The sequence below is a fragment of the Thomasclavelia saccharogumia DSM 17460 genome (assembly GCF_000686665.1).
In the GTDB taxonomy this organism is placed as follows: Bacteria; Bacillota_I; Bacilli_A; order Erysipelotrichales; family Coprobacillaceae; genus Thomasclavelia; species Thomasclavelia saccharogumia.
Genome location: NZ_JMLH01000012.1, coordinates 1 through 19,043, shown reverse-complemented (window position 1 = coordinate 19,043; position 19,043 = coordinate 1). Strand labels below are relative to the sequence as shown.

15 protein-coding genes are annotated in these 19,043 nt (G+C 31.1%); 13 read left to right on the top strand and 2 right to left on the bottom strand.

Annotated features, from left to right (window positions below):
• Position 1: 1 nt before the first annotated feature.
• The gene (gene pepT, locus BR82_RS0104230; RefSeq protein ID WP_027089154.1) at positions 2-1,210 is read right to left on the bottom strand and encodes a peptidase T; all 1,209 of its coding nucleotides are present in this window, start codon (positions 1,208-1,210) and stop codon (positions 2-4) included.
• A gap of 122 nt (positions 1,211-1,332) precedes the next feature.
• On the opposite strand from pepT, the gene BR82_RS0104225 reads away from it, so the two are divergent.
• The 9 genes from BR82_RS0104225 to BR82_RS0104185 all read left to right on the top strand — a co-directional run bounded on the left by BR82_RS0104225 (position 1,333) and on the right by BR82_RS0104185 (position 10,739).
• Positions 1,333-1,920, top strand: a complete 588-nt coding sequence (locus tag BR82_RS0104225) for a ribonuclease H1 domain-containing protein (protein ID WP_027089153.1) — start codon at positions 1,333-1,335, stop codon at positions 1,918-1,920.
• Positions 1,913-2,446, top strand: a complete 534-nt coding sequence (locus tag BR82_RS0104220; RefSeq protein WP_027089152.1) for a thermonuclease family protein — start codon at positions 1,913-1,915, stop codon at positions 2,444-2,446. The genes BR82_RS0104225 and BR82_RS0104220 overlap by 8 nt, the downstream gene beginning before the upstream one ends.
• Before the next feature lie 229 nt (positions 2,447-2,675).
• Positions 2,676-3,593, top strand: coding sequence for an ABC transporter permease (locus BR82_RS0104215; RefSeq protein ID WP_027089151.1), 918 nt, complete (start codon positions 2,676-2,678; stop codon positions 3,591-3,593).
• An 11-nt stretch (positions 3,594-3,604) separates the two neighbouring features.
• Positions 3,605-4,540: an ABC transporter permease gene (locus tag BR82_RS0104210; protein ID WP_027089150.1), complete on the top strand. Its 936-nt coding sequence runs from the start codon at positions 3,605-3,607 to the stop codon at positions 4,538-4,540.
• Positions 4,541-4,555: 15 nt separating this feature from the next.
• Entirely contained in the window at positions 4,556-5,566 is a 1,011-nt protein-coding gene (locus BR82_RS0104205) for an ABC transporter ATP-binding protein (RefSeq protein WP_027089149.1), read from the top strand.
• 3 nt (positions 5,567-5,569) lie between these two features.
• Entirely contained in the window at positions 5,570-6,544 is a 975-nt protein-coding gene (locus tag BR82_RS0104200; protein ID WP_027089148.1) for an ABC transporter ATP-binding protein, read from the top strand.
• Positions 6,545-6,561: 17 nt separating this feature from the next.
• Positions 6,562-8,226, top strand: a complete 1,665-nt coding sequence (locus tag BR82_RS0104195) for a peptide ABC transporter substrate-binding protein (protein ID WP_027089147.1) — start codon at positions 6,562-6,564, stop codon at positions 8,224-8,226.
• Positions 8,227-8,283: 57 nt separating this feature from the next.
• Positions 8,284-9,516 carry a M24 family metallopeptidase gene (locus BR82_RS0104190; protein ID WP_027089146.1) on the top strand — a complete coding sequence of 411 codons (1,233 nt, stop codon included), beginning with the start codon at positions 8,284-8,286 and terminating at the stop codon, positions 9,514-9,516.
• Positions 9,517-9,524: 8 nt separating this feature from the next.
• Positions 9,525-10,739 (top strand): pyridoxal phosphate-dependent aminotransferase, encoded by a 1,215-nt coding sequence (locus BR82_RS0104185; protein ID WP_034864138.1) that lies wholly within the window; start codon positions 9,525-9,527, stop codon positions 10,737-10,739.
• Between the two features lie 22 nt (positions 10,740-10,761).
• Here the strand turns inward: BR82_RS0104185 and BR82_RS0104180 are convergent, their stop codons facing one another.
• Positions 10,762-11,055: a hypothetical protein gene (locus BR82_RS0104180; RefSeq protein WP_027089144.1), complete on the bottom strand. Its 294-nt coding sequence runs from the start codon at positions 11,053-11,055 to the stop codon at positions 10,762-10,764.
• Positions 11,056-11,651: 596 nt separating this feature from the next.
• On the opposite strand from BR82_RS0104180, the gene epsC reads away from it, so the two are divergent.
• From epsC to BR82_RS0104160, 4 genes are all read left to right on the top strand, one after another.
• On the top strand, positions 11,652-12,194 hold the full coding sequence (gene epsC / locus BR82_RS0104175) for a serine O-acetyltransferase EpsC (protein WP_027089143.1): 543 nt from the start codon (positions 11,652-11,654) through the stop codon (positions 12,192-12,194).
• Positions 12,154-12,768: a phosphatase PAP2 family protein gene (locus tag BR82_RS0104170; RefSeq protein ID WP_240474508.1), complete on the top strand. Its 615-nt coding sequence runs from the start codon at positions 12,154-12,156 to the stop codon at positions 12,766-12,768. Before epsC ends, BR82_RS0104170 begins: the two co-directional genes overlap by 41 nt.
• Positions 12,769-12,888: 120 nt before the next feature.
• Positions 12,889-13,989, top strand: coding sequence for an AI-2E family transporter (locus tag BR82_RS0104165; RefSeq protein WP_027089141.1), 1,101 nt, complete (start codon positions 12,889-12,891; stop codon positions 13,987-13,989).
• A gap of 359 nt (positions 13,990-14,348) precedes the next feature.
• Positions 14,349-19,043: family 20 glycosylhydrolase (locus BR82_RS0104160; RefSeq protein WP_027089140.1), on the top strand; the 4,695-nt coding region annotated here is incomplete at its 3' end.

Genomic DNA, 19,043 nt, shown 5'->3' with positions numbered 1-19,043 from the left:
TTTATACTTTTATGATCTCTGTTAATATTTTTACTGCTTGTTTCATCATTGTAAGTGAAACATATTCAAATGGACCATGGAAATTAGCTCCGCCAGTACCAATATTTGGACATGGTAATCCCATAAATGTTAATCTTGCTCCATCTGTGCCCCCTCTGATTGGACTGGCATGACCTTCAATGCCTACTTTATTCATCGCACTTTTTAATTTTTCAATAATATAATAATTTTCTTTAATCACTTCAGCCATATTTAAATATGATTCATTGATATCGAGTTTGATTAATTCATAGCCGTATTTATCATCTAAATAGTTTTTGATTCTTTTAAAATCATCAATTTGTTTTTTGGCTAAAGATAAATCATGATTTCTAATTATGTACTCTAAAACAGCTTTTTCACAATTGCCTTCTAAATGATGCAAATGGTTAAATCCATCATGACCATCTGTATAATAGGCTTTTTGATCAGCTGGTAACATATTTTCGAATTCAATAGCAATATTAGCAGCATTGACCATCTTGTTTTTAGCATCACCAGGATGAATCGATTTACCAGTGATTTCTACTTTAGCACTGTAAGCATTAAAATTTTCATAATTATATTCTTCGATATCTCCACCATCTAATGTATAAGCATATTTAGCATTAAATTTTTTTACATCAAAATTATCAGTTCCTCGTCCAACTTCTTCATCTGGAGTAAACGCTATTTTAATGTCGTTATGTTTGATTTCAGGGTGTTTAGATAAATGATCAGCCAGATCCATGATAATTGCAACGCCAGCTTTGTCATCCCCGCCAAGCAATGTAGTACCATCTGTAGTGATGAGGTCATGACCGATCATTTTCTTTAAACTAGGGAATTCTTTTGGGTCTAAAGATAAGTTTAGATTTTTATTAAGTTCAATAATAGAACCATCATAATTTGTAATTTTTTGTGGTTTGATGTTTTTACCGCTAGCATCAGGAGAAGTATCCATGTGGGCAATAAAACCGATTACATCACCGTTTTTGCTGTTACCTTTAATTGTTCCATAAACGATACCAAATTCATCTAAATGAGCATCTTCGATGCCAATTTCCAACATTTCTTTAACCAATTCTTTTCCTAATTCTAATTGTTTTAAAGTAGATGGAGTAGTTTTTGAATACTCGTCTGATTGAGTATCAAAACTAACATATTTCAAAAATCTTTCTTCAATATTCATATCGTATCTCCTTTAGTTCTAATAATTTAATTATACTCATTATTATTAATTAGACAACCAATCTCTTTACTATTTATTTTTTCTAGTTTAAAATAGATTATATTTTTATATAAGGAGTAGTTATGACGAAATATTATGCAGTAAAAGTAGGACGAAAACCAGGAATCTATTTATCGTGGGATGAATGTAAAATGCAGGTTGATAGATATAGCGGGGCAGTTTATAAATCTTTTAGTAATGAAAATGAGGCAAAAATGTTTATCGAGGAAAAGCAGGTCGTTTTTGAGCAAGGATTGATTGCTTATGTTGATGGAAGCTATAACGCTAAAACTAAAGAATATGGATTTGGTTGTGTATTGATTGAAGGAGGACAGGTAATCAAGGAAGTGTATGATAAAGGCAGTGATATCGATTATGCTTCAATGCGAAATGTAGCTGGTGAGATATTGGGCAGTCTTTATGCTATGGAATTTGCTAAAGATAATGGTTATCTGCAATTATGTATTTATTATGATTATGAAGGAATTGAAAAATGGGCTAATGGGTCATGGAAAGCTAATAAAATAAAAACTCAGGATTATCAAAAAAAAGTGGTTCAGTATCGGGAATCATTAGATATTGTATTTATTAAAGTGTTAGCTCATAGTGGTGATATTTATAATGAAAGAGCTGATAAACTGGCTAAAAAGGCGGTAGGAATAGATGGCTAAAAAAATTAAAATGACAAAAGCACAGCGTAATAAATTATCTAAGTCATGGTTAGGAATAATAGTGATTTTAATAGTTTTTGGATATAATTTTTATCAGGAGCATAAAACTATTTCTCCAGGCGAGCGTTTTGAAGTAACATTGGATAAGTGTGTTGATGGGGATACAGCGTGGTTTAATATTGATGGTGAAAGTACCAAGGTGCGATTTTTGTATATTGATACGCCTGAATCGACCAACCAAGTAGAGCCTTATGGTAAAGAGGCTAGTGATTATACGCAAACTCAATTGACTAATGCCAAAAAAATAGAATTGGAACTAAATGAAGATGGTGAGACGGAGGATAAATATGGTCGTATGCTTGCGTGGGTATTTGTTGATGGTGAGTTGTTACAGGAAAAATTGGCGCGAGCGGGACTGGTTGAGAAGTTTTATGATTATGGTTATGATTATACTTATAAAAATGAAATAATTGTTGCAAATGATGAGGCAAAGCTCACTGGAAAAGGCATTTATGAGGGTGAATAAATTGTATTTATTTTAATACATGTTTGATTTTTTTTATCGAAATTAATAGATTTTAAGAAAAAAATAAAAAAAATTTTATTTTTTGTAAATCTGTATAATCGTATACAATTAGCGGTTTTTGGGCTAAAGTCATTGATAAATGCGGAGTTTGTGTGTAAAAAAGTATTTGAAATTTGTGACATTTTAAGGTATCCTAATAAGTATATAAAGTAAAGGAATAGGTGATTAGATGTTTAGGTATGTTTTAAAACGTGTGCTTATTGGAATTGTAACCCTGTTTTTACTTTCATCAGCAACTTTCTTTTTGATGAAGGCAACACCAGGATCACCAATTAGTGGTGAAAAATATAAAAATCAGGCACAGCGAGAATTGGCAATTAAAAAGTATAATTTAGATAAGCCGGTTTTTGAGCAATATACTATTTATATGAGTGATTTGATTCATGGTGATTTAGGAGAGAGTATGGTTCGTTCAGGACGTGAAGTTTCTGATACGATCACACAAAGCTTTCCAGTTACAGCTAGATTAGGATCCACAGCATTTGCTACAGCTTTGATCGTAGGAATAGCTTTAGGAACTGTAGCGGCTCTTTCAAAACATCGATGGGTAAATAATCTGTGTATGTTTATTGCAACTATCGGTGTCTCAGTACCTTCGTTTTTGATAGGTATTTTGTTAATGATTGTTTTAGGAGTAAAGCTGAAGCTTTTCCCGTTTGTAGGATTATCTACACCAGCTAACTATGTTTTACCAGTAATGGCATTGTCGTTTTATCCGATTTCAATGATATGTCGTTTAACACGAAGCAGTATGCTGGAAGTAATGAAACAAGATTATATCATTTTAGCACGTTCAAAAGGAACATCATATAAAAAAGTGGTACTCAAACATGCGCTTAAAAACGCAATGATTCCGGTTATTACATATGCAGGACCGGCGTTTGCGTATATGCTTACAGGAAGCTTTGTTATCGAATCATTGTTTGCAATTCCGGGGATTGGTAGAGAGATGGTCTCTAGTATTCAAACTCGTGATTATCCAATGATTATGGGACTTACGATTTTCTTAGGCTTTTTAGTTATTACATTTAATATTATTACTGATATATTATCAGCAGTAGTTGATCCAAGAATTAAATTAAAATAAGGAGGAGCAAGATGGAAGAAAATAAAGTTATGGACATCGAACTTACTCCTGATATGTTTGAGAAGTTAGATGATTCAAAAAAGAATAGTGAAAAAATTTCGTATGAAAGTAAGACTTATTTAGCAGATGCCTGGAATCGTTTTAAAGCTAATAAATTAGCTTTGATTGGATTGTGTTTCTTGGCGTTAATGGCAATTTGCAGTATTTTAATACCAATATTTTCTAAATATACTTATGATGGACAGGATATGGCTAACACTTTTGCTGGTCCATCAATGGAACATTTTTTAGGAACAGATCGCTTTGGGCGAGATGTGTTAGTTAGAATTATGTACGGTGGTAGAATTTCCCTTTCAGTAGGTTTTTCAGCAGCAATCATTTCTTTGCTGGTTGGTGTTACTTATGGGGCAATCGCTGGATATATTGGTGGCAAAGTAGATATGGTCATGATGCGTATCGTCGATGCTTTATATTCAATACCAGATATGTTATATTTGATCATGATCACAGTTGTAATGGGATCGAATTTCTTATCGATTATTATTGGAATTTGTATTTCATCGTGGATGGGAATGGCTAGGCAGGTTAGAGCTCAAGTCATGACTTTAAAAGAACAGGAATTTTCTTTGGCAGCCTTTGTTTTAGGTGCTAGTAAATCGCGTATTTTATTAAAACATTTGATCATTAATAGTATGGGACCAATTATTGTATCGTTTTCAATGTTAGTTCCTAGTTCAATTTTTTATGAAGCAACATTAGGTTTTTTAGGAATTGGTCTTTCAGCCCCAAAAGCAAGCTGGGGTACATTAGCTAATGATGCTAGAGCAATGATCAGTTCACAACCTTTACAGGTTGTTTGGCCAATTTTGGCAATCTGTTTAACAATGTTAGCTTTGAATTTTATTGGTGATGGTTTAGGGGATGCCCTTGACCCTAAAAAGAAGTAGGAGGGAAGTTATAAAATGAAAATGTTAGAAGTTAATGACCTTACTACCGAATTTAGTACTGAAAATGGAACAGTAAAAGCTGTAAGAGATGTATCATTTTATGTAGATAAGGGCGAAGTATTAGGAATTGTTGGAGAATCAGGTTCTGGAAAATCACAGACGATGTTCTCTATTATGGGATTACTTGCTGCTAATGGTAAAGTAACTAAAGGTTCAATTAAAATTGATGGTAAGGAAATCTCACCATTGAGTTTTGATTCCAATAAAAAATATGAGACTACTATGGATGATATTCGTGGAAATGATATGGCGATGATTTTCCAGGATCCAATGACTTTCTTAAATCCAACGCTTAAGATTGAGACTCAATTGATTGAACCGATTATAAATCATAATCCTGGAATATCTAAAGCAGATGCGCGCAGCAAAGCAATTGACTTAATGAAAAAGGTAGGAATTCCTTCACCAGAAAGTCGTATTCGTCAATATCCTCATCAATTTTCAGGAGGAATGAGACAAAGAATAATTATTGCTATTGCTTTAGCTTGTGATCCAAAAATTATTATTGCTGACGAACCAACGACAGCATTAGACGTAACTATTCAAGCTCAAGTGTTAGACTTGATTAGTGGTTTAAAAGATGAAATCGATTCTGGGATCATCATGATTACTCATGATCTTGGAGTTGTAGCTAGTATATGTGATCGAATTGCAATTATGTATGGTGGTAAAATCGTTGAAATGGGAACTACGGATGAAATTTTCTATAATCCAAAGCATCCTTATACAAAAGGATTATTATCATGTATTGCAAATCCAGAAGATACTGAAAAAAAAGAACTGCATCCAATTCCGGGGTCACCACCAGATCTATTGAATATTTCTGATGGATGTCCATTTGTGGATCGTTGTGAGGATGCGATGAATATCTGCCCACTTAAAATGGATGAATATCGTGAATATTCTAAAACTCACACTTGTTCATGTTGGCTTGGAAATCCTATAGTTTTAAAGAAAGGGGAATAGAAAATGAGTGAACCAATTTTAAAAGTAAAGGGGCTTAAAGTACATTTCCCAGTTTCAGGCGGTTTCTTAGCTAAAAAGCAAATTGTTAAGGCCGTTGATGGTGTTGATTTTGAAATTTCTAAAGGTGAGACATTTGGTTTAGTAGGTGAATCTGGATGTGGGAAAAGTACAACAGGTAGAGCTTTAGTTAAAATATATGAACCTACAGCGGGTAAAGTTATTTTTGAAGGTGAAGATATTACAAAAATCAAGGGAGCTAAGTTAAAAAAGTTCCGTCGTGATATGCAGATGATCTTTCAAGATCCTTATGCAAGTTTGAATCCAAGAATGACAGTTGGAGAAATTGTTTGTGAACCAATGGACATTCATGGAATTTATGATACAAAAGAAGAACGTGAAAAGAGAGTTCGAGAATTATTGGAAATTGTCGGATTAAAACCAGATCATATCCGACGTTATCCACATGAATTTTCTGGTGGACAAAGACAAAGAATTGGAATTGCAAGAACATTAGCTTTAAATCCTAAGTTTATTGTTTGTGATGAGCCGATTTCAGCTCTTGACGTTTCAATTCAAGCTCAAGTTATCAATCTGCTTGAAAAAATCCAGGCAGAAATGGGAATTGCTTATTTGTTCATTGCTCATGATTTAAGTATGGTTAAACATATTTCAGATCGAATTGGAGTAATGTATTTAGGAAATATAGTTGAGGTTGGGAATGCGGATGATGTTTATCATGAACCGTTACACCCATATACACAGGCATTGTTATCTTCGGTTCCGATTCCGGATCCAGATACTGCCCGTTCTAAAAAACGTATCGTATTGGAAGGTGAACTTCCAAGTCCGATAAATCCGCCTAGTGGATGCGTATTCAGGACACGTTGTCCAAAGGCAACCGAGAGATGTGCTAAAGAAAAACCAGTATTGAAAAATATTGGTAATCGTCAAGTGGCATGTTTCTTATATGAAAAATAGTTGAAAGGGGAAAAAACATGAAAAAACTATTAACTTATGGTCTTTGTTTCTTAATGGCTTTAACTTGTTTAACAGGTTGTGGTGGTACAGACCAAGCTGATTTAAGAGTTGCTGTTGGTGGGGATACTGCAGATTTAGATCCTGCAATCGTAGATGATTCAATCACTGCTAACATCTTAGCACAAGTTTATCAAGGGTTATATGTACTTGATACTGATGGTAATGTTATTCCAAATTTAGCTACTGATATGCCTGAAATCAGTGAAGATGGTTTAACTTACACAATTAAAATTAAAGAAGGTACTAAATGGAGTGACGGTGAAACTGTTAAAGCTTCAGACTTCGTATATGCTTGGAAACGTGCAGTTCCAACTCAAGGATACTACACACAATTTATTTGGCAATATATCGAAGGTACTTCTCACATGGTAGCTGATAAAGACACTGGTGTAGAAGTTGATACACCATATACTACTATGGATGAATTAAAAGATTTTGGTGCTAAAGCACTAGATGATACTACTATTGAAATTAAATTAAAAGCTAAATGTGCTTATTTCACTTCTTTATTAACTAACACGGTATTCTATCCAGTTAGAGAAGATTATTTAAAAGATAACGCTAAAGATGGTGATATAACTGATTCATCTTGGGGAAATAACAGTGATGTTCCTTATAATGGGGCATTTAAAGTTACTTCTGTAAATACTAAAGATGAAGTTTTATTGGAAAAGAATGAAGAATTCTCTGATGCTGATAACGTATCTCTTAATTCTATTTCATTTAAAGTAATGGCTGATATGGATGCTCAAACTAGTGCATTTGAAAGTGGAGAAATCGATTTTGCAACTTCTTGTAACATTGATACAATCAATAGTAAAGAAGAATTAAGTGATCAGTCATGGAAAATTGATCCATTTGTATGTAACTACTATGTTTTAATTAATGCTGGTGATGAAAATACAAATGAAGTATTAAAAGATAAAGATATCCGTAATGCAATTGGTTTATCTGTAAATCGTGAAAACGTTTTACAAGCATTAGGATATGGTGATAACGCATATGAATTAAGTGGATTAATTCCTAAAGGAATTCCAGGAGCAACTGGTGACTTCCGTGAAGAACAAGATGAAGTTAAAAAATTAGCTGAATACAATTTAGATGAAGCTAAAGCTATTATGGAATCTAAAGGTTATAGTGCAGATAATATGTTAGATCTAACATATAAATATAACGATAACACAATGCATAAAAATGTTGCTCAAGCATTACAAGCATCTATGAAAGAAGCTTATATTAATCTTGAATTAGTTGCAACTGAAAAAGAAGCTTTCTTTGATGAACGTGATAAAGGTGATTTTGAAATTTGTCGTCATGCAATGACTGCTGATTTCATTGATCCAATGGCTTATTTATCAATGTATGTTGGTAAGACTACTTTAGGAAATACTGTTGATGATGCAACATTTGAAAGTATGGTAAATGCTGCAAATGCATTAGATGATGCAACTGAACGTATGAATGCTTTACATGAAGCTGAAAACTATTTAGTTGGTGAACAACATTATGTAATTCCATTATTTGGATATACTGAACCATATTTATTATCATCTAAAGTAACAGGAGTTACTCATTCACCTGAAGGTCATTATCAATTAGCTTATGCTAAAATTGCAGATTAACATTTAACTGAAATAAGGTACATCTAAAATGTACCTTATTTTAATAGGAGGGAAATAATGATTGAAATAAAATCGATAAAAGAGCAGTATAAAATTAAAGATACTTGCTTAAAAGAACGTTTAGATATTATTTTGCCACAAGTAATGAAAGAAAATAATGTTGATATGTGGATCAGTGCTTCAAAAGAGTATAACGAAGACCCTTTGTTTCATGCAATCACTCCTGCTGATTATCCTACAGCTAGACGAATATCACTATTTGCGTTTGTAAAGGATAATGATGATATTCATCGTTTTTCATTGTGTATGCCTAGTGATGAGTTAGCGCCATATTATGTAAGTTATTGGACAGATTTTAATCATGAAGATCAAATGTCCTGTTTAAATCGTTTGTGTAAAGAATTTGATCCCCAAAGTATAGCTGTCAATGTCTCTGATAATTTTGCCTTCAGTGATGGATTGACCCAGGGATTATATGAAATGATAACAAGTAAAATGGATAAAAAGTATGTTGAGCGGATTGTTCGTAATGATATGCTGGCAATTAAATTAATGGAATTAAGAACTCCGACTGAATTAGAACTTCATCCTGAAGTAATGAAAGTTGCATTTTCAATTATTGAAACAGCATTTAGTAAAGATAATATTATTCCTGGTACTACGACTTGTGAGGATCTACAATGGTTAATGATGCAAAAGGTTAAGGATTTGGGATTAGATTATTGGTTTGAACCTACTGTTGATTTGCAAAGACCTGGTCTAGATGATCCTAGATATTTTGGAGTTATTGAAAAGGGGGATTTACTTCATTGTGATTTTGGAATCAAATATTTAAATATTTGTACTGATACACAAAGATTAGCTTATATTGCTAGAGATGATGAAGATCGTTTACCTGATGATTTAGTGAAAGGGATGAAGATCAATAATCGTTTTCAAGACATCGTAGCTAATTGTATGGCGGAAAATAAAAGCGGTAATGAAGTTTTAAAAGAAGCTTTAAAACAGGCTGAAAGTGAAGGAATTGAGGCTGTTTTATATTCGCATCCATGTAATATTTATGGTCATGGACCTGGACCAACAATTGGTTTATGGAATAATCAAAGCGAGATTCCTATAAAGGGTGATGTTTTAATATCATATAATACAACGTATGCTTTAGAATTGAATACAAAAGCAACAGTATTTGGTCAGGATTATTATTTTTATACTGAAGAGACTGTGGCATTTACTAAAAAAGGATTGATTTATTTATATCCTGGTCGTAAGAATATATATTTTATAAAGTAGGTAAAATTATGAAAAGTAAAATGAAAAAAGAGTTTTTAAACTATGAAGGCGGATTATTTAGTGAAGTAGAAAAAGCGGATGTTGGAGATAGTTATACTAAGATGGCTGAAAATGGGGTGGCATTAATGGGATGGGCGGATCCTTTTATGCCTGATTTTTCTATTCCTGAGCCAATAATGGAGAAAACAATAGAAGCTATACATTCACCTGTTTCTAGTCATTATACAGCTCCTACGGGAAATATGGAGCTCAGAGAGATAATTTGTAAAAGAGCGAAAGAAAAATACGGGGTGGAATTAAAACCTGATCGTAATATAATTATTACCCCAGGAAGTGATAGTGGATTATTTTTTTCAATGTTTCCATTTTTGCAAAGAGATGATGAGGTTATCATTCCCTGTCCTAGTTATCCTAATAATTTACAAAATATTAAGATGATGCAGGCTACACCGATGATTTTAGAACTAAAAGATGAAAATAATTATCAAATTGATTTAGATATTTTAGAAGCTTTGATTACTGATAAGACAAAAATGATTGTTTTGACTCATCCTAATAATCCTACAACAACTATTTATAATCGCGAAAGTTTAGAAGCAGTTAGGACCGTTGTTTTAAAATACAATTTAGTTCTTGTATGTGATCAGGCATTTGAAGATTTTACTTTTAAAAATGAATTTATTGCACCAATGAGTTTACCAGATATGTTTGAGCACACGATTACAGTTTGTTCTATTTCAAAAGGAATGGGATTAAGTGGATATCGTGTTGGATATATTATTGCAAGCGATGAAATTATGGATGTAATGTATGGCTGTGCTGTAAGTGTTATTGGAGCAACAAATACGGTTAGTCAAATTGCAGCAATCGAAGCTTTTAAACATCCAGAATTTATGGAAGAGTTTGAAAAGGCCTATGATTTTAGGCGACATGCTGCCTATGAAATATTAAATGATATTCCAGGCGTTAAAATGAAATTGCCAGAGTCTGGTTTTCTAGCCTGGGTGGATGTTAGTAGATTAGGTGATAGTGCACTTATATGTAAAAGGTTAGTAAGTGAAGCAAAAGTTGCTGTAAATGATGGGATAAATTATGGTCCTGGCGGTATGGGTTACATACGAATTGTTTTGGGTGTTTATCGTGATAACAATTTGGTTGTCGATGCTTTAAAGCGGATGGCTAAAACACTTAGACAGATCAGTATGGAAAAAGGAATAAAATAAAAACATGAATTGATTCATGTTTTTATTTTTTCTTTGATTTTTTTGCTTTTCTGTTGCAGATGTATGCAATTAAAATAGTTATTACTGCTACAATTGGTAAAATCCATAAAAAGTTAGAATTAATGTACTTATAATCTCCAGACCATATCGAAGTCCATTCACCAATTTTTTTGATCAAAATAGCTATTGCATATGAAGTAGTAACAACTTGGACTGCTCCAATCAATAATTTGATCCATTTAGGAAAAACTTCAGTAAATAGTATTAATGAAACAATACATACTGCACTAATAAAACAATTTATTACAAAATACATACCCATTCTCCTTTAATGTTTACCATAATAAAATAACATAAATTTGTCCTAAATGCAATATCAACTATCTTTGAGTTTTGCATTTTTGCTTCATTTAATAATATTTTTTGAATAAATATTTGTTTGCTGGTCGATAATTTCTTATTTTGTAGTTTTCATGACTTTTAAGCAATAATTTTTTTAGCTGCCTGATCTTTTATTATTTGTTCTAAATAGCTATTTACTGTTTTTTATTAATAAAATAAATTGTATACAAATATGATATTTTTTTTATGTTCTTTAGCGATATACTAAAAAAATAATAAAAAATTAGATTATTTCAATTATTTTATTGACATATACGAATTAATGATTATAATCTATTTATAAATCATTTAATGATTTATAGGGGGAAGAAAGATACACACTATAACAAAATAGTATCTAATATTTTTAAACAGGATCCAAAGGGGATGGGTTCTGTTTATTTTTATGATTAATTTTTATAAAAACATGATATTTTGACCTATATCAAAGTTAAATATGATCATAAATTATTAATATATTAGTTGCAATATTTATAAATAATAGTTATATTAACTAGAAGGAGTGAAAATATGAGAGAGAAAAGTTTGATAAAAAAAGTTTTAGAAACTGATCCAGCTGCAAGATATGCTTTAAATGTAATTATTAATTACCCTGGGGTTCATGCAATGTTTTGTTATCGAATTAATAATTTTCTATGGAAAAAGCTTCATTTAAAATTTTTAGCGCGACTATTGAGTCAGATTGCAAGATTTTTTACTGGAATTGAAATTCATCCTGGGGCTACAATTGGTAGAAGGTTATTTATTGACCATGGTATGGGAGTAGTAATTGGTGAAACTACTATCATCGGTGATGATTGTGTTTTATATCAAGGGGTAACATTAGGTGGAGTTGGAACCGGTGAACATAAAGTTAAGCGTCATCCTACTTTATTGAATAATGTTATGATTTCTGCGGGGGCTAAAGTTATTGGAGATGTAACAATTGGTAATAATAGTATTGTAGGAGCACAAACAGTAGTATTAGCTGATGTACCTGATAATTGTACGGTTGTAGGGGTACCAGCATTTATTGTTAAAGAAAATGGCATTAGAGTTAATAAAGAATTATAAGCGATGGCTGTATTTAATACCGCTATTAGTATTTATAATTGATTGTTTTTTAATACAAACTGGTTTTATTGCTCCTTTAGACTTGTTGATATATGAGGGACTTCATAGTTTTGAGAGTTTAGAAATAACTAAAATAGTTATTGTGATCACTAATTTAGGAAGTTTTTTGGGAATTATTGCTGTAATTGCATTAATTTTCCTTTTTAATAAAAAGATTGCATTTAATTGTTTGCTTCTTTCGTTATTGCAGCAGTTGATAAATAGGGGATTAAAATTTATTTTTAAAAGACCTAGACCTGATGTCGTTCATTTGGTTGTGGAAACAAATTATAGTTTTCCTAGTGGACATGCAATGGCTGTTAGCTGTTTGTATGCGATGATTATATATTATTTATATCATAGTAATTATTCTTTTCGTTATGTTTTAATTGCAATATCATTATTAATTATTATTGCAGTTGATTTAAGTCGTATATATCTTGGAGTGCATTATTTTAGTGATGTACTTGGTGGAACGATGCTATCAATAAGTATAGTTTTATATTTTTGTAATAAACCCTTCTTTGCAGCATAAAATGTTAAAGCAGGGGTTATTTAGTTTTGGTAAAAATAAAGATGATAATATTTTTAGCGTAAAAGGGTAATGTAATGATAATTGTGGTATAATTGTAGTAGTTATTTAAGGAGAATTATCATGCAGGGAAATAAATTGAAACAGTATAGTGGTTTATTAATAATTGGTATTATTTTAATAGTGATTTATAAGATGTTTGATGCGTCGTGGTTTTCGATTCTACTAAATGCTTTTTTTCCAATTATACTTGGTGGAATATTAGCTTATTTTTTAGAACCTTTAGTACAGATGATTTCTAAATTGTTTATTAATAGTAAAAATAGTTTTCTTGTTAAACATCAGAGAATTATTAGTGTTTTATTAGTGAGTTTGATTGTAGTATTGTTAGTAGTATTATTTCTTACCTGGTTGATTCCAATGATAATGGAATATGCAGTTGAATTTATTAAGAATATTGATATATACGTAAAAGGATTTGAAAGTTCTATTAATAAAACTTTTGATGATCCTAATATAGCACAAGCAATTATCCAGTTTGAGCGTACTTTTGTAGATTCGTTAAAAGGTTTTAGTAGTAATGATTTTATAGAAATAATAATTTTTGCTGGTAAAACTGGTAGTACATTGTTAACTATTTTATTAGGATTAATATTTTGTCCTTATATATTGATTGAAGCAGACAAACTTGCAAATATATTTGATCGTTTTATGTTATCTTTTATTAAAAAAGATAATCTTGATTTAATTCATGAATATGCATTTAAATCACACAATATTTTTGGGAAGTTTATTTATGGTAAATTTGTTGATTCAGTGATTATTGGATTAATTGCTTTGATTGGTTTTGGTTTAATGGGGCTGCCTTTTTTCCCATTGTTAGCTTTTGTTGTTTTTATTACTAATATGATTCCTTATTTTGGGCCTTTTATTGGCGGAATACCAGTTGTTTTTATTGTTTTATTAATTGAAGGGTTTATGCCGGCATTGACATCAGCAATTTTTATTTTTGCTTTACAGCAATTTGATGGTTTGATTTTAGGACCTAGAATTTTAGGTGATAGTGTGGGAATTTCACCGTTTTGGATCATTTGTTCAATTACAGTTTTTGGTAGTTTATTTGGATTTATTGGAATGTTTTTAGGAGTGCCTTTAATTTGTATAATTAGAATGTTTTTTAATGATTTTCTCAAGTATCGAAAAAATAGAATGGTGGATAAATGATATCATCATATTTAAAACATGATAGTTTATTTGTGTAAAAGCAGTATGATATAAAATATTTTTAAGTAAATAATTTTAGTTGGTTTATTATTAACATAAATCGTTAAAAAATGTTTGTTTTTTTTAGATTATGGGGTTAATATAGTTATATAGGATTGTTACTATTTAATTAGGCAAGACCTCGAGAGGACATTTTGTTCTTTTGAGTCTTGCTTTTTTTGCTTATTATGAAAATGATAAATAAAAAAGAAAGGAGGTAAAAAATATAATAGCAAAAATTAAAGAAAATAAATGATAAGTAACAATTTGAAATTATTATAATAGGATCTTAGATTAAATATGAAAAAGAAGGAGGATATATGAAAAAGATATTTGCTGTAATAATATGTATAAGTATGTTATGTTCATTAGGAATAATAAATGTTTCAGCAGTCCAAAAAGAGTCGCTCTCAATTGAAAAAGTAGAGAATAGTGATTCTAAACTCGAGATAGAAAAAATAACTTCTGATAGTAAACTGCTTGAAATATTTAATAGCGTAAAAGATAAAGCGCCAACTTTATCTTCCGATGGTCAAAAAATTATTTTACCGGTAATAGAAGACGATCAATACAGTATTTCATTATATGGAACAAGCAATAGTGCAGTTATCAGTAAAGATGGTCAAATTACGCAGCCGTTAGAAGATATGATCGTTTACTTATATTATCAGGTGGAAAATATAGATACAAAAGAAAGTTTGCATATGGATGATCCTATTATAGTTAAAGTTAATGGTCAATACGATGATGGTCAAATTAATAGACCACAAGTTTTACCAGGTATTCGGGAATGGAAAGGGAACCAAGGTACATTTAAATTTAGTGGTAATATAGTTTTAAATGATGAGACGTTGCAAAATGTTGCAGCTAAAATAGTATTTTATATTGAAAAAATGACGCAAACTAAAGTTTCAATCATTTCAGGTGAGGGTCAAGCTGGAGATATTTTATTAGAATTAGATCAAAATTTATCTGTTGGTAATGAAGGATATTCAATGGAAATAGCTGATAGTGTAACAGTAACAGCACCTGAAGAAAAAGGATTATTATATGCTGGAGCAACATTAGCTCAAATGTTTATGGACAGTCAGAATTTGACATTGCCTAGAGGCTTAATGAGAGATTACCCACAATATCAAGTTAGATCTACAATGTTAGATGTAGCAAGATTTTATATGCCATTAGATTATTTAGAAGAAATTACAAAATACGCAGCATTTTTTAAATTAAATGAGATTCATGTTCATATCAATGATGATGGTGGAGAACAATCTACAGCATTTAGAGTAGAAAGTAAAAAGTATCCAGCTATTAATTCTGGAATACCAGAAGATGAAATCTATTCGCAAGAGGCTTATAAACAGTATCAAAAAGAAGTATATCAATATGGTGTTGAAGTTGTAACCGAGATTGATACACCTGCACACTGTCGTTCAATAAGTTATGTAGATCCTTCTATAATGTTGGATGGTAATCATATCGATTTATCTAATCGTGATGCAATTGCATTTATGAAGTCGTTGTATGATGAATTTTTAGATGGAGATGATCCAGTATTTCAAAATCAAAAATTTAATATTGGAACAGATGAATATCCATCAGGTCATAATGAAGAAATGCGTGCTTATATGGATGAGATGATCAAATATGTAAACTCAAAAAATGTTCAGCCACGACTTTGGTCAGGGTTAAATGTAGAAGGCAGCAGTTATGGTGGAGAAACACCAGTATCTAATGAAGCTGTATTTCATTTTTGGTCAAAAAGTTTTGCCAATTTAAAATTGATGTTAGATGGAGAATATCCAATGATTAATAATATTGATGGATATTTATATATAGTACCAGCTGCTGGCTATCATGATTACTTGAATATTAAGAATTTATATGATACATGGGAAGCAGGTATGATATCAGCTAATGAAATTATTAAACCAGGGCATCCGTTGTTATTAGGTACAGAAGCAGCTTTATGGAATGATATTAAAGTTGGTGCTTCTCAGTTTGATATTTTTGATCGCCATCGTGATCAAATAATGTTAATGGCTGAGAAAAATTGGTATGGAGAAAAAACTGCAGACCAAACTGGAGAAGAATTTATGACTCGAGTTGAAAAATTTGGTCAATATGCACCGAATGCTAATCCTGCGCGTTATGTTAAATCAAATAGTGATGTAGTTGTAAAATATGATTTTGCCAATGTAGAAAATAATGTAGCTAAAGATTTATCAGAAAATCATTATGATGCAAATATTATAAATTTGAAAACTGACTCAGATCAAAAAGCTCTGTTATTAGATGGTAATGGTTATATATCTTTGCCATTTGATTCAATTGGATATCCTTATACTATTGAATTTGAGATGATGATTTCATCAGCAACGCCAGCTAATGCCCTAATGTTTAGCGGAAAAGATGGGGCACTGTATTATAATTATGATAATACTGGTAAAATAGGATATCAACGAAAAGGGTATGTCTATCTATTTGATTATAATATTCCAGAAAACACAATGATTAATTTTACGTTGACTTGTAATAATACTGATTTACAGCTTTATGTAGATAATGTACTTATTGGTACTGGTGAATATTATCAAGTTAGTGCTAGTAAACAAGCTAGCAGTACATTTGTTTTGCCGGTTGAAAAAATTGGATCAGGAATTAAAGGATATTTAAAATCAATGTCTATCTTTAATGAAGTCAAAACTACTGCAGTAGTACCATCATTAAACTTAGCTTTGGATAAAGCGGTAACAGTTAGTGGTGTTGAAGGTGGTTATAATGATGATGGAACTTTGGTTTATCCACAATTTGATCCCCAAAATGCAACTGATGGTGATTATAGTAATAGAATTTCTCTTAATCGCGATGATAGTGCTTGGGTACAAGTAGATTTAGGCGAAATGTGTTTGGTAGAGAACATTGCTATTCATTTTAAAGAAATGCCAGAAGCTTATAGATTGTATGTATCTAGTGATGGTGAAGTTTGGCAGTGTGTTGATATCCAAGAAAATCTTAGTGGTGGTACAAGTGATAAGGTTGTATGTAAAATAGATAAGGCTTTACAGATTAGATATGTAAAATACGAACAAACAAAGATGTTTTGTGCTACTTGGGCTGGAAATGGATATTATTCAGGAAACTTTTCTGAATTAGAAGTTTTTGGAATGCGTGAAACAGAAGTTAATGATGTTATTGTTTTGGCAGAGCAGGCATTAAATGATGTTATAGAGACAGAATCAAATCGTGTATTTAAAGAATTATTAAGTTCGAATGTTGAAGAATTAAAAACTATTTTACAAGATGGTACATATGATGAAGTGAAATCATTGATGACAATTATCGTTCAACAAAGTGAACAGTTATACAATGGTATTACAGATATAGAAAAGACAGATAAAAGCAGATTAAAAGAACTTCTTAGTGAAAATATTGATAAAACTATATATGATAGTGAAGCATTGAGAAATTATGATATTGCAAAACAAATTGGACAGTCTATTTATAATGATACTTATGCAACACAAGCAAGGATTAATTTGGCTGTTTTGCAAATAGAGAATGCTAGAAATAGTTTATATATGAAAAAATTTGCAGTTGTAACGACTAATGGTAATCCGTATCAAGATCCTAATACTGGTTATGTTTATAACGTTGATTATGCTTTTGATGATGATATTTCGACAACGTATTGGAAAAATAATTATCAAAAAGCTGGTGATTATGTACAAATTATGTTTAGAGAACCAATTAATTTGCAGACGGTTAGATTGATTTCTGATAGAGATATCTTAAAATATGGTGAATTACAAATTACAAAAGATGGAAAAACGTTTGAAACTCTTCAAACATTACAGGGAATTTCGGATGAAACGATTACTTTACAACAGCCAGTTGATGTATTTGGAATAAAAGTTTTAGCAACACAAGATAATGATGAAGCATGGTGGCGTTTAAATGAAGTAATTGTTAATTCGCAAGCTATCATTGATAAAAAGGTTTTAGAAAATGAACTAAATAAAGAAGTTAATCAAGAATTATATACAAGTGAAAGTTATCAAAACTATTTAAAAATCAAGCAGATGGCTCAAAACATTTATGAAAAAGATGTTAGTCAAAATGAAATTGATCAAATAATCGATCAATTACGTCAAGCATATCAATCATTAGAAATTATAGCTGATAAAACAGAATTACAAAATCTTGTTAATGAAGTTATGGATCAAGATGGCTATACAAAAGAAAGCTATGATGCATATTTAGAAGCTTTAAATGGAGCAAAAGAATTATTAAAACAGGATGATATTGCACAAACAGATATTGATATAGCAACATGGAATTTAAAAGAAGCTATTATAAAATTAGAAAAAGTATTAATAGATAAAAGTGATTTAAAAGCCGCTATTCAAAGAGCTTTAGATATTGAAGAGACTCTTTATACTCAAGAATCATATCAAAATTTGCAGACAGTATTATTAAACTCTCAAGCTGTTTATGAAAATGAAAGTGCAACTTTACAAGAAGTAGAAGAAGCTATAAAAGCTCTTAATACAGCAATGGCAGCTCTTGAAAAAATAAAAATTGAAGATCAAGTAAACAAAGGGGCTTTAGAAATAGCAGTAGATATTGCCAGTCAAGTTAGTGAAGCTGATTTGGATAAAGTTGTTCCTGCTGTTGTAAATGAATTTAGAGCTGCTTTAGATGAAGCAAAAACGGTATTAGCAGATGAAGAAGCTGCTCAAGAAGCAGTAGATAACGCATTTGATCGTTTGGCTCAAGTGATGTGGAAATTAGAGTTCTACAAAGGTGATAAGACATTATTACAAGATCTAGTAAACAAGATAGATGCATTAAATAGAGCTGATTATAGTGAAGGATCATGGAATGCAATGTTACCAGTATTGACTGAAGCAAAAGATGTATTAGCTGATGAAAATGCAATGCAAAATGAAGTAGAAGAAAGTTATACTAAATTAATCAAGGCGTTCTTAGAATTAAGATTGAAACCAAATAAA